The organism is Paenibacillus sp. sgz302114 (assembly GCF_056120345.1).
In genome coordinates, this window is sequence record NZ_JBVYOI010000005.1 from 215,209 (window position 1) to 228,596 (window position 13,388).

Consider the following 13,388-nt stretch of genomic DNA (forward strand, 5'->3'; position numbering starts at 1 on the left):
TATTTATAGAAATAATTGCAGATTGTCATTATCAATCATTATTTGTTTGCAACAATCATTTCTGTGTCATTAATATGTACGCTGCTAGGCATAGCAAAGGGCAGCCGGTAAACCGGCTGCCCTTTGCATGAGCTTATATCTAACAATTTTCAAGTGTATCTTCCGGCTGCTGTTTCACAGGGAAGTTCAGACTAATAGAGGTTCCCCAGTTCTTCTTGCTGCGAATTGAAATGCCGTATTGTTCACCATAAGTGATCTTGAGCCGTTTATGCGTGTTAAGCAGTCCGATATGCCGGCCGCCTTCGATCTCGGAAGTCATCTTTGCTATAACCTCCTGACGCTGCGCTTTCTCCATCCCTACACCGGTATCCGTTAAGGTCAGTCTAATGTGATCGCCTACCAATTCTGCCTTAATCCGAATTGATATTTTACCGCTTTTCATCCGAACGCCGTGATAGATACTGTTCTCAATAATCGGCTGCAAAATCAGCTTCATCACATTACGGTCAGCGACTGCTTCGTCGATTTGCCAGATGACATCGAATTTCTCTTTGTACCGGATATTCTGAATGTCCACATAACGCATGGTGTACTTCATCTCTTCATGCAGCGGCACGAAAGGGACGGAGCTGTCTAACGAATACCTTAGCACGCCGGAGAGGTTCTCAATCATTTCATTGGCCTCGTTGGGCTTTCCTGTATAGCTTGCAACCTTCCAGTAGATGGTTTCCAGCGTATTATATAAGAAATGCGGATTGAGCTGGGAATGAAGCGCAATATACTCCATCACCTGCAGCTTATATTTTCGCTCGGATAGCTGTACAGTCAGGAACTCGTTCTCGACAAATTTTTTCACGATATTCTCGGTAATATAGCCGTAAATATCGTCCTTCGCTCCGGGAACAACCTGTGGCAGAGGCATGCCGCGTTCAGCTGCATGAAGAATGGACACGACCGTATGAATCGTCTGGTACTTCTTCTTGGACAAGGAATAAGCAAGAAACAGTCCAATTAAAGTGGAAATAAACAGCAGTAATCCAGTCAGCATTCGCAGCTTGGAAGGAAGGGAGTATAGGGCTGCTTTGGGAACGATCGATACGAACTTCCACCCCAATTGAGAGGATGATAGCATATCGACCATATAGGTGCGGCTGTCGAGCTTCATTTCCTCGGAGAGCATGTCTTTATTGGTAAAACCATTTTCCTTGAATATCTGCATGTAATTTAAATCCGAATTTTTGGCAATGGTATGGTTATGTTCATCCATCAGAAGAATGCTCTGACTGTTAATTGCGGGCAGATCACGCAGAAGTGATTCAATATACTCGGCTTTCACGTTCATAACGACAACGCCGCCGCCGCTTGCTATATTCAGTCTGTGGTAGATCGAGATGACTCGATTCTCGCCTTCCGGGACCCGCCTTTTCACAATTCGGTTCTCCGTCCACACTCGCTCGTCGGAATGATTCTTGTACAGCTCGTACCATTCACGGTCATAAAACTTGTCCACCGTATTGAGGCCGGTTACCGAAGATAAGAACCGCTTGTCATCGTTATCGAAATAAATATAGACGGAGTAGATGAAGGGGTTCGCATAAACGGTTGAATCGACGAAATTGCGGATAACCTTAAGCAGATCGAAGTTGTTGTCTGTGATCCGTCCTGTTTTCAAAATATCCTTCATCGTGACGACAAGTCCTGGATTTGCCGAGAAGTTCGTGCTAAGAGAGTCCATCTCGCGGAACGAAAGCTCGATATAGGATTTGGTCTGAGACAAGAGCGCTTTATTATTGGTATCAATTTGATCTTGAATATAGTTCTTAATTAGAAAAGTGGATAGAGATCCCAAGATTAGCAGCGGGATCAGCATCGGAATGAATAAGGTAATCAAATGGCGAAGCATGGAACGATGGACGGTTTTGAGTTTATTAAACATGGTTGCGGTAGTCCCTTGGGCTTTTGCCGAAGACTCGTTTAAAGGAGCGGGTGAAATTATGCGGATTCGTATAGCCCAGCATTTCACTGATCTCATAGGTTTTATAGATTGGGTTCGCGAGAAGCTCGGCAGCCTTCTGCATCTTGACTTGAATCACATAGTCCATGAAGGTTATACCGGTTTGTTGTCTGAACAGCTTGCTCGTATAGGAGTGGTTCAAATGCACATGGGCAGAAGCGCTTTCAAGCGTCACATTTGTATAATTCGCATCAATAAACTTTTTTATAGCTGAAATATAGCGGTTTTCTTGTTTCGAATCGGCCTCTTCAGAACGCTGTTCGGATTTGCTGCGTTCTTTGTCTAATTCAGCCTTTAAGCTTTGAAACACTTCAACCAGCTCTTTATATACAGTTGGTTTCACAAGATAATTCTTAACACTGTACGTCATGGCTTGCTTAGCATACTGAAAATCCATATATCCGCTGAGGAAAACCAATTTGATCGATGACTCATTGTCATGCAGCTCCTTGGCGAGCTCAAGCCCGGACATTAACGGCATCATTATGTCGCTTAGAATGACATCTACCTGCTTTTCTTTCAGTAGTTCCAAGGCTTGAAGTCCGTTTTCCGCTTCACATACAACCTCATAGCCAATCTCATTCCATGGAAAATAATTTTTCAAGCCGTTACGAATTTCTACTTCGTCATCGACAATCATTAAATTGTACATTGCGATGCCCCCTAATACTTCTAGATGCATGTGAAACTTGCTGACAGTATACAACATATCCAGTGTTATAAATAGAAACAAATGTCGGAAAAAACGCAAAATGAATGAATGATGACAACTAAGGATAGAAATGCCAATACAATGATAGGAATTGCCAACCTTACTTAGTGGTAAGTCGCTTCAAGTTGTACTAATATGAATGAATGCATATCAAATAAGGTGAAGTGATACAAGGATGAATAAGTTATGGACGATCCCGATCGCAATCACGTTGCTTGCGGGCAGTATAGCCGGATGCTCAGGTATGAATAATGCTGCCAACACAGAGAATCATACTGCTAAAGAGAATGCTGAAGAAGGAAAACCGAACGGAAATCCAGAACAAGTAACACTTCGTTTCTCATGGTGGGGTGGCGCTGAGCGTCATCAAGCTACGCTTAACGTAATCGATCTCTATATGAAGAAACATCCGAATGTCACGATTGAAGGCGAATACAGCGGTTATACGGGCTACTACCAGAAGCTGCTCACGCAGCTATCCTCGAATATAGCGCCGGATATTATCCAGATCGACCAGCCCTGGATTGCCGAATTGACCAGCCATTCCGACGTATTTGTAGATTTGCGCGGCAAGGTAGATCTCTCAGGCTTCGATCAGACATTCCTTGATGATTTCTCTGTCGTTAATGATAAATTGCAAGCGTTACCAACGGGATTGAATGGCGATATCACCATCTACAACAAGGATGCGATGAGTAAAGCCGGAATCCAAGTCGATGAGCAGCTCGATTGGGACAAGCTGATCGCTTATGGAGAGAAGCTGAAGCTTGCTAAACCATCGGCTTACATTTTGAACTCAGGCCTATATAACCTCTCCGATATTTTAAGAAAATATATGGTTCAGCATACGGGCCAACGATGGATCAAGCAGGATTACACGCTTGGCTTTACGAAGAAGGATGCAGTCGATGCGTTTAACTTTCTGCTCAGAATGGAAAAAAGCCACGTGCTTCAACCGTTTGAAGATATTTTGCCATACGATGAAGAGCCATCGCATAATCCGAAGTGGGCAAATGGACAGCTAATGGCATATCTTGACCAAGCGAGCGAACTGGAGAATTACCAAAGCCAGACGAAAGGTGCTCTTGATGTGGTTCAATCTCCAATTCTTGCAGGCACAACGGACACGGGCGTTGTTATGCGTCCTTCGCAGCTGATTGCAGTCAATGCAGCTTCAAGGCAGCAGGAGACGGCACTGGATTTCTTGAACTTCTTCTATCATGATCCGGAAGCGATCAAGCTGCTTGGTACAGTTCGCGGCGTGCCTGCAACTGCTGATGCCAGAACGCTGCTAGTGAATGCGAAATTGATGAATCCGCTTGTGGCCAAAGGCATCGAGATCGCGAAAGCGACGAAGGGTTCGAAGGAGAATTACATCGAAACGAGCTATGAAGTTTACAACATCACGACTCACATTATAAAGAAGGTCGGCTTCAAGAAAGTAACGCCTGAACAAGCAGCTAATGAGCTGATACAGCGACTTACGGAGCAGCTTGCTGAGCTGAAGAAAGCGGTTTAACTGACGTGACAGTATAGCGGCATGTTTAAGAGCCATCCCTTGCGGGATGGCTCTTTCATTGCTATCGATTTATTCGGTTGGCTTGAAAGGCCGCTTACCCGAGTAACTCAATTTCTGCGATTTGCAAGGAGTCAGCTCCATGGTTTTGCAGCACATTCAAACGGTAGAAGGTGAATGCCCCAGCCTGATTCACGGAGAATGCCCGTGTATGCTGTCTCCAGGTGAAAGCTTCATCCGTTCTCGCATCCAGTACGGTCCAGTTGGTTCCATCGCCCGAAGCAAGGAGCTCCCAGCTCTTCGGATCCTGTTGCTGATCATCATTAGCTGAGGTGATGGTGTACATCTGCACAGCTCCTGCTTCCTTCAGCTCATATTGAATCCAGCCTTTCGATTGGGAAGTCTGCCATTTCGTCGAAGAATTGTTGACGAATGCCTGCGCCGCTTCGTTGCCAGCTGCTTCATTCTCTCCGCTTGCCGTAACCTTGCCTCCGTTAGCCAGGTCTTGCAACGGCTGCGGCGGCAGCTCGCCTGTCGTCAGCGAAGGAGGCACATCGTCTTCCCCTGAGCCCCAGCTTGATGGAGATGGACCCATATCGAACTCTAGAACCGCTCCATTTGCAAGATCCTGGTGCAAGAAGTAGTTCTTCGAATAGTCTTGTCCATTCAACTTCAAGCCCTGTACATAGATGTTCTTGTCATTCACGTTCGGAGCATCGATGACAATAGACTTGCCATTCTCCAAATGTATCGTCATCTTCTTGAAATAAGGCGCGCCGATCGCATATTCAGGACGTCCTACGCTTACAGGATAAAAGCCCATCGCAGCAAACAGATACCATGCGGACATTTCTCCGTTATCTTCATCGCCCTGATAGCCGTTGCCTGTCCCAACTCCGGAATCATATAGACGAGTCACAATATCGCGAGCACGCTCTTGAGTCTTCCACGGTGTACCCGCATAGTTGTACATGTAGATGGTATGATGAACAGGCTGATTCGAATGTCCGTACTGTCCTCGATCGATATCGTAAGCCTCAACCATCTCATGAATGACGCGGAAGTAACCACCTTCTTCAAAATCTCTAGGCGCATTGAAGACATCGTCGATTTTGCCCGACAGGCCTTCTCTTCCGCCATACAGATTGGCAAGTCCTTGTCCGTCATGCGGCACAGCTACGCAATAGTGCCAAGCATTCCCCTCCGTGTATTCAAAGCCCCAGCGAATCGAGCTGAACTCTTCATCAGAGGTGCGCCAAGTGCCATCCTCATTCTTGCCGCGGAAGAAGCCAACAGATGGGGAGAAGATGTGTACATAATTCAATGCCCGGTTATAGAAGTATTTGGCGTCATCTTCTTTGCCAAGCGCTGATGCCAGCTGAGCCACACCAAAGTCGTTCAGATAACTTTCAAGCGACCAGGAGGTCGATTCACCTACTTGATCCTGCGGGGTATAACCCAAGAACACCGAGCGATCCATTCCTTTGCGTCCTTTGGAGGAATCGCTGCTGTAGGTTGCTGCATTCCTAATCATCGAATCATAGGCAGCTTCCACATCAAAGCCGGTAATACCCTTCAAATATGCATCCGCAAAAATAATTTCGGAATTGGTTCCCACCATGCAATCTACGCAGCCCGGAGCGGACCATCTAGCCATCCAGCCCCCGTCCTTATAGCCCTTAAGGAAGCCCTCCGCCAGCTCTCCGGCTTTATCGGGCGTCAGCAGCGCATACATAGGCCAAGTTGTTCGGTATGTGTCCCAGAAGCCGTTGTTCACATAAATTTTGCCTTCCTGGATGGGGTTGCCCTTCACATAAGGCGTTGCATATTTCGGAGTGCCTTCAACATTCTCGTAAGCAGAGTTTGGATAAATAAACAGACGGTATAGGTTGGAATAAAGTGTGATCAACTGATCCTTGGAGGCGCCTTCAACATCGATCTTACTCAAGATCGCATCCCAAGCATCCTGCCCAGCCAGCTTCACTTGCTCGAAAGAGCTGCTGCCGATTTCCGTAAGCAGATTCGCCTTGGCTTGTTCAACGCTGATAAAGGATGTAGCAATCTTCATGATCACTTGACGATCTTGATTCGTTTCAAATTCAACCCAAGAAGTGAGGTCACGGTAACCTTCGACTTTACCCCCGCGTACAAAAGGCTGGCTGAACTCTGCATATACGTACATTCTAGGCACCAGACTCAAGAATCCATCCGGGTAATCGACATGTCCTGTAACGACACCATTTCCTTCATCCCATGCAATCGAGGCATCCAGATTGTCAAACGTATCGAACAGCAAATAGGAACGATCCGTTGGGAAGCTAAAACGAACACAGGCCGCATGGTCGGTCGGAGCCAGCTCTGTTTGGATGCCGTTATCAAACTTCACGCTGTATACGTGCGCCTTGGCTGTTTCGTTCGCGTGATCGAATGATGCTCCTCTGGCGTCTCGATCCACCGTGACTTGATCGGACATTGGCATGAACTGGAACGTTTGGCGATCGCCAATCCATGGGCTTGGCATATGGCTGATCGTAAACGCCTGAATGCTGCTGCTGCTGTACTGGTATATCCATCTTTGCTCGCTCGCGTTAGTCATAGGTGACCAGAAATTGAAGCCAAACGGAACGCCTGTGGCAGGAAACGTATTCCCTTTCGAATACGACGGATCCGAGTTGCTCCCTCTGAGTGTATTGACGTATTCTGAAACTCTTGTAGCTGCAGACTTTTGAATCATGAAATGCACTCCCCCTATGGATAGCGATCAATGGATTGAAATCGCTTACACTATTATACTAGATCTAGAGCAGTTTCATAAACAGAATATTGTCTATTAATTATGAAACGGTCATAGATTCGTCTACTGAATCATACCTATGAAACAATGGATAGTTTCATAGTCTAAGGAGGTGGATGAAGTGACCTATGAGCCTGTTTTTACAGTGGAAGAAGTCGCGATTATGTTAAATAAAGAGAAGCGCATCATTTACCAGTGGCTAGCAACGGGCACTTTGCAAGGGAAGCGCAAGAGCAAAGGAAGAAAAGGCAGGTGGGAGATCCCTGCTTCGACCGTAAAACCTTTCATCCCCGGCAGGTTAAGTGAACACGAGAAGGCTGTTTTGGACATTTCAGCTCAACTTCTTGAGTGGAGAGAGCGGCCAGATAACATATCCAGCATGGCTCAATTGGATGACTTATTACTTCACTTCCTCAGTCTCCAAGATGAACATTATACAAACGATGAAGAAGTAGAGGAGGAGAGAAAGGATCGGTGCCGAAACGCCGGTATCGCGATAAGTGATTGCATCGGGTGGGATAAGCTAGCCTTGTATCAATTAATAAGCAAGAATCGGAAAGGATTAGTAAGCGATGCGACATTAGATGAAATATTAATTTCGAACGAGTGGGTAGCAGCATATGAATACCTGACGAACGAAATCGTTTTTGTGAGGGAAGTGGAATAGTCTCTAGTACAACGATAGGATTTCGACTATGCTAAAAGAAAGAGAAGGACGCGAGCGATGCGTCCTTCTCTTCATTTATACTTCATAATCCTAATGTGTCAAATACCATTGAATTCTTCGGTACATCGCAGCATCATCCAACAGTAAGAAGGGAAGAAGCTCCGGCTTATAATTGCCTTCAATAATCCAAATTCGCTGCTTCTTATCGATGCCGATATCGAAGCCAACCTGCCTAAGATCGGGGTACCGCCGTCCAAGACGCTTGGCAGCGAATACTGCAATACGCTTGGCTTTGACGAGCAAGCTCGGGTAGTTGATGCGGGCTTCCTTCATGGCCATGCTCACTGGAATAATGCGGCTCGACACATTCGTGATCAGATACCCTTTCGCGGCCACCTTCGCGTACGAGCCTGTTACTCGCCAAGGGGATGAGGCTCCTTTTCTTCGCTGTACCATGATTCGGAGATCGAATGGTTTGTCTTGAATTTGAGCTAAACGGAGCCGTTTCTGCACGATGTAACGGCTCGACCGTGTTATGGGACCGAGCTTGCTGAACAGCTGCCGGACACCTACTACAGTAATGATTTTCTTCTCGCGATGAATACGATAAGATTTGACACTATTGGTTGTGGAAATAAAACGGATATGGTGGCCGAATCGCCCGTCTCGCGGCTTCAGCACGACGCTCTGATAGCGATGCAACATCTCCGATAACGTTGACGGTCTGTCTAACAGCCGTGTTTGTGGCAGCCTGCCAGCAAGGAAAGACGATTCCTTTAGAATGCGGTACTGCAGCCATTTGTCCCTAACAATCGACTTCGCCACTGGCATTCACCTCGCTCTTCGCAGCTCGTTGTTCTTTAGTTTATTCCGCACATGCCAGCTTGGATATCGCCGCCCAAACTTTCTATTTCCTATCCACATATATAGTAGATGAGAGGCAAGGAGATAGAGTGTGAGACAACGGAGGGACAAAAACATGGGATTAAGATGCGAAATCGTGCATGATCCGATCACTTTGGGAAATGGTGACTCAGTAACCCTTACTTACAAGCAGCTTGGACTAGACGTGTATGGTGTTATATTAAAAGTTACCTATGATCCATTTTATGTTGTCGCGACTAAAAGTTTTGACAATATCTCTGTGAGGATCATCGGAGACTTCATCAAGCATGGCAGCACAACCGTCGTCGTTTTGGCACAAGATCGATCGCATGGGAGAGTTATGATCTGTATTCCTATCATTGAGAAAAAAACTTGAGATGATTGAATAAAAGCCGTCACTGCGCTCACTCCTTGAGTGTCAGTACGCTCGTTGCCGGTGACAAGATTACAGTCTACGATTCCGTAGGCACGAAGTCGCTCGGTACGGCGACAGTGCACTGCGGATACCGTTGAGGTGACTGGCCTTGCGGTTGGCGATAAAATTACGGTCTACAGCGCAGCTACTGGTGGCAGCGTGCTATCCGCAATGACTGTGTCGGCCGGAAAAAACTCGGTTAAAATGTCGATTGCTCAATTAGGGACGACCGCAGGAAGCGTCTACGTTTCGCTTACCTCCCAAAGTCAGCCCGAAGGTGCTCGTAAAGAAGTGAGTTACCCGGCAGAAAAGTAATCGTGCTGATCGTCAAAATCGGTATAATATCCGCGTCTCTGCAAAGCAACGCCGAAGGGCACCCAAACTGGGTGCCCTTCGTTTGCTCTAGAAGGCTATAATTATAAATAAACACAACTTATATCAAAAAAACGATATTCATTTCTTTTATAATACATGTAGGAGGAGGTGCTTATGATCAATACGATGCAGGAGATGGTTGACTGGATTGAGAATCATCTCTTTGAAGACTTTTCATTAGAAAGCTTAGGTAACGATATGGGGTATTCTCCATATTACTGTTCCTTCAAGTTTCATCAACTGACTGGAATCACCATAAAAAGATATATGTCACTCAGAAAAATATATCTTGCTTCCATCGAACTAAAAGAATCCAATCAAAAAACGATTGATATCGCATTTAAATATGGATTTTTATCGCAAGAAGCTTTTTCAAGAGCATTTAAAGGGACATTCGGTATCAGTCCTAGCGTCTTTAGAAAAACACCGCAACCTTTGCAGACGTATATGAAATTTATTATCAATAGTAGAAAGGACGGTTTCTCGATGGACATTTCACAGAAATTAAAGATTGGAGCTTTGCAAAATATTCTCCACGATCAATTTGATCAACAAATATTGAATATCTTAAATGGACAAATGATGTATGAACAATTTTATAATCATCAGCTAATGGAGAAAAGCGATTATGTCCCCTTTAATGAAGCGATGTGTTCAAATGATACGACTTGTTCGATCTTCAGCGATGAATTTATTAGAATGAGAGCTGCCGGACATCAGGTGTCTGTACAAGATTATGAGCGGATTACCGTGACTCCATTAAGACCTCTGTTTGACAACAAGTACAAATGTATTGTTCTTTGGTTTGGTGATGATATGTTCTGCCAAATGAATTTGCTGACCGTATTGGCATATCTAGAACAAGTGGGATATGAAGGAAAAGTGTATTTTCATATGGTAAAAGAAATGACTTATGACGTGGAAGAAACGAACATCCTGCTAGGAGGCTATAAAGAAATTTATGATCAGGTTTTAGTCCATCATCGTTTGCCTGAAGCGAAACTAATGCCTGTGATGTACCAAGGAATTAGCTTGTATTTAGAATACTTAAAGGAAGATAATGAGATCACAGCATTTATACGAAAGCATTTAGGTATGCCTCAGGATGAATTATTGCATCAATTATTTAATCTATTTCCTCACTATGGACTAGGAGATACGCAATACATAGCAATGATTCAAGCCATAAACGAAGCTTAAAAACAATCTATCTTGACGGGGGATAAGTGAAGTATGCCGAATATATCCAAACTTGGACTCGGAGGACACTCGTTCATTGAGGAGCTGGGCAATGACCCGCTCGCATCATTCGAAGAGCAGTGTGCGATTGTCAGCGAGTGTCTCGACAACGGGATTCAGCTAATCGATACGACCTATTATCAGGAAAGGGTGTCGCTCGGGAACGTTTTGCGTGCTTTAGGCAGACGTAAAGAAGCAGAAATTATGGCATGGAATTTCTTCAATCTGCCGGGTCAGTCCGATAAGCTGGTCGGTTTTAGCTGCTATGAGCCCCATCATATCGATGAGATGCTGAAAGAGCTGCAAACGGATATTATTGATGTTCTTGTTATCCATACGCATGACGATGAACGGAAGCTTCTACAGGAGATGGAGCTTGCGAAGCGATGGGTGGGGCAAGGGAAAGTGGGAACAGTCGGGCTTGGCATGGTCGAGCCTTCGCATCTTAGTAGCCTTCCTGCAGATCATCCCGTTACGCATATTCTTGCTCCTTACAATATTGCACATCAACGGACCAAGGAAACGTTTGTCCTCGCAAAGGAGATGGGACTGACAACGGTTGCGTTGTCCCCATTCGTTCGAGGTTGGAAGCTTGACGAAATCGACTCTGATCGAGCTGCGGATCTGCTGCTGAGGTGGGTGTCCGAGCAGCAAATAATCGACCGGGTCATCGTTTCTATGAGGAAAACAGAGTGGGTCCACTCGAATCTGCAGGCTGCTCGGCGGGGAGCTTTAACTGAGGAAGAGAACAAGCTGATAAATGAATGGATATAGGAAACGCCCGCTTAATTAGCGGGCGTTTCCTATATGTCTAGTGTCTTCTATAGCATCCTAGTTTATGGTAACATCACTCTATTACTGTAATGGAGGGTCCCATGCGAAAGTTAATCGTTTTACTTATGAGTTTTGCTTTATTATTTACAGCTAGTATCTCTGATGTTTCGGCTGCTGAGAGAACGTACAAAGTGTTTGTTCATGGCAAGCTATCTACTTCGAACGCAGTATCGGAAGGCGGAAGTATGCTCGTTCCATTCAAGACGGTGTTGACTTCCCTCGGTTATAGCATCAGTTACGATGCTGCGACTAAGATGATTTCTGCTAGCAAGAAGGGCACGAAGATATCTTTCACTGAAGGCTCAAAGAGAGCATTCGTGAATGGAGTGAAGACTGCGCTGCCACTCGCTCCTAAGAAAATATCTGGAACGGTCTATGTGGTTTTGAAGTTTCTAGTTACTTCATCAGGAGAGAAGATGACCGTTGATCCAATCACCAAAAACATCATTGTTGGCAACGAAGCCATTCCTGCTGAACTCAACACCGTGCCTAAAGTAGTTAGCACTGTGAAAGTTAAGTTTCGCGATGTTAAATGGGGCATGACCAAGGCGCAAGTGAAGAAGGCGGAGAAAGCGAAATACATAGACGGCGATAGCAGTATTCTCTTTTACGAAACGACTGTCTCTGGTATGAAAGCTAGTCTCGGATATCGGTTTACGAATGGTAAGCTGACAAGTGCTCTTTACTTGTTTGACGTAGATCACGCCAATTCCAATATGTTTATAAACGACTATGACAATCTCAAGTCATCGCTGACGAAGAAATATGGTTCTCCAGAGAACAGCAATGATGTCTATTATTTCAGCGATCTTTATAAGGATGAGCCTAGAAGCGATCTAGGTGTGGCGATAGCCGTTGAAAATGTTTCGTTCAGCAATAATTGGTTGCTTGCGGACACGGAGATCAATCTCATTCTGTACGGAAATAATTATAGCTGCCATCTTGCATTAAATTATTCCAGTCTTGCGCATAAAGCTGAAGTTCAGCAAGCGGAAGACAACAAGGACGCGCAGGGATTATGATATTCTTAGGCACCGGCGCTGCCGAAGGACTTCCATGCTACTACTGTCGCTGTGATTACTGCAATGAAGTCAGAAAGCGGAGGGGCAAAGACATTCGCACAAGATCGTCCTTCCGCATTGACGGGAAGCATCAGATTGACTTTAGCCCGGATATTTTTGCTCAGATGAATACGCTGGGGCTGGATGTGTTTGATCTGGAGCATCTGCTGATTACGCATACGCACGAAGACCATTTCGATCTTGCGGAAATTATCGTCAAGGATTGCGCGGTTGATCCGCTCCCGAGGCCGCTGAACATCTATTTAAGCAAGCCTGCGCTCGCATGGGCTGAACGGTTAATGGATGGCTATGCAACACATCTATCCGAAGTGCAAAGATCGGAGCTAAAGAGCCGATACGTCTTGGTACCGCTTGAATACTACGAAACGTATTCGATTGGAGAGTTGCTCGTCACACCGGTAAAAGGAAGCCATCGTGCTTTCGGTGAAGGGGAGCTGGCCAACAATTATTTGATCGTCATGCAGAATGGGAAGAGAATGTTGTATGCATGCGATACCGGCTGGTACAGTGAGGAAACTTGGGGCTTCGTAGAGGGTAAGAAGCTCGACATGCTCATCATGGAGTGTACGTTTGGCGGCAGGCAAGACCGAGGAATGCACGTGGAAGGCCATCTCGACATTCCGAATTTCCTCCTTATGCTGGAACGCATGCAAGCCATCGGACTTATTGACGGACAAACGCCCATTTATGCGACGCATATTAATCACAAGCATCATTTGCTGCATGATGACATGCAAGTGGTATTCGATCAGAGCGGCTTCAACGTTCAGGTCGCCTATGACGGACTGCAAATTAGTGAAGTCTGAGCATATCAGTCAGTTAAGCAGAAAAGCACCCCGATGGGGTGCTTTTCTA

At 45.5% G+C, this 13,388-nt stretch carries 10 protein-coding genes; 6 read left to right on the top strand and 4 right to left on the bottom strand.

Features of this window, described 5'->3' with window-relative positions; translation table 11 throughout:
• Nucleotides 1–139: 139 nt before the first annotated feature.
• Complete coding sequence (locus tag AC0LWF_RS15430) at nucleotides 140–1,936, bottom strand: sensor histidine kinase (protein WP_474652420.1); 1,797 nt, start codon at nucleotides 1,934–1,936, stop codon at nucleotides 140–142.
• Nucleotides 1,929–2,666, bottom strand: coding sequence for a response regulator transcription factor (locus AC0LWF_RS15435; RefSeq protein WP_474652421.1), 738 nt, complete (start codon nucleotides 2,664–2,666; stop codon nucleotides 1,929–1,931). The genes AC0LWF_RS15430 and AC0LWF_RS15435 overlap by 8 nt, the downstream gene beginning before the upstream one ends.
• A gap of 235 nt (nucleotides 2,667–2,901) precedes the next feature.
• On the opposite strand from AC0LWF_RS15435, the gene AC0LWF_RS15440 reads away from it, so the two are divergent.
• Entirely contained in the window at nucleotides 2,902–4,245 is a 1,344-nt protein-coding gene (locus AC0LWF_RS15440; RefSeq protein WP_474652422.1) for an ABC transporter substrate-binding protein, read from the top strand.
• 94 nt (nucleotides 4,246–4,339) lie between these two features.
• Here the strand turns inward: AC0LWF_RS15440 and AC0LWF_RS15445 are convergent, their stop codons facing one another.
• A complete protein-coding gene (locus AC0LWF_RS15445; protein ID WP_474652423.1) occupies nucleotides 4,340–6,976 on the bottom strand; it encodes a GH92 family glycosyl hydrolase in 2,637 nt (878 codons plus the stop codon).
• A 181-nt stretch (nucleotides 6,977–7,157) separates the two neighbouring features.
• Between AC0LWF_RS15445 and AC0LWF_RS15450 the strand changes: the two genes are divergently transcribed.
• Nucleotides 7,158–7,703 (top strand): hypothetical protein, encoded by a 546-nt coding sequence (locus AC0LWF_RS15450; RefSeq protein ID WP_474652424.1) that lies wholly within the window; start codon nucleotides 7,158–7,160, stop codon nucleotides 7,701–7,703.
• A 90-nt stretch (nucleotides 7,704–7,793) separates the two neighbouring features.
• On the opposite strand, the gene AC0LWF_RS15455 is transcribed toward AC0LWF_RS15450, so the two are convergent.
• Nucleotides 7,794–8,528: a YheC/YheD family protein gene (locus AC0LWF_RS15455; protein ID WP_474652425.1), complete on the bottom strand. Its 735-nt coding sequence runs from the start codon at nucleotides 8,526–8,528 to the stop codon at nucleotides 7,794–7,796.
• A 964-nt stretch (nucleotides 8,529–9,492) separates the two neighbouring features.
• Between AC0LWF_RS15455 and AC0LWF_RS15460 the strand changes: the two genes are divergently transcribed.
• From AC0LWF_RS15460 to AC0LWF_RS15475, 4 genes are all read left to right on the top strand, one after another.
• Nucleotides 9,493–10,578, top strand: coding sequence for a helix-turn-helix transcriptional regulator (locus AC0LWF_RS15460; RefSeq protein ID WP_474652426.1), 1,086 nt, complete (start codon nucleotides 9,493–9,495; stop codon nucleotides 10,576–10,578).
• A 33-nt stretch (nucleotides 10,579–10,611) separates the two neighbouring features.
• Nucleotides 10,612–11,391 (top strand): aldo/keto reductase, encoded by a 780-nt coding sequence (locus AC0LWF_RS15465; RefSeq protein WP_474652427.1) that lies wholly within the window; start codon nucleotides 10,612–10,614, stop codon nucleotides 11,389–11,391.
• Between the two features lie 101 nt (nucleotides 11,392–11,492).
• Complete coding sequence (locus tag AC0LWF_RS15470; protein ID WP_474652428.1) at nucleotides 11,493–12,473, top strand: copper amine oxidase N-terminal domain-containing protein; 981 nt, start codon at nucleotides 11,493–11,495, stop codon at nucleotides 12,471–12,473.
• The gene (locus AC0LWF_RS15475; protein ID WP_474652429.1) at nucleotides 12,470–13,339 is read left to right on the top strand and encodes an MBL fold metallo-hydrolase; all 870 of its coding nucleotides are present in this window, start codon (nucleotides 12,470–12,472) and stop codon (nucleotides 13,337–13,339) included. Before AC0LWF_RS15470 ends, AC0LWF_RS15475 begins: the two co-directional genes overlap by 4 nt.
• Nucleotides 13,340–13,388 lie beyond the last annotated feature (49 nt).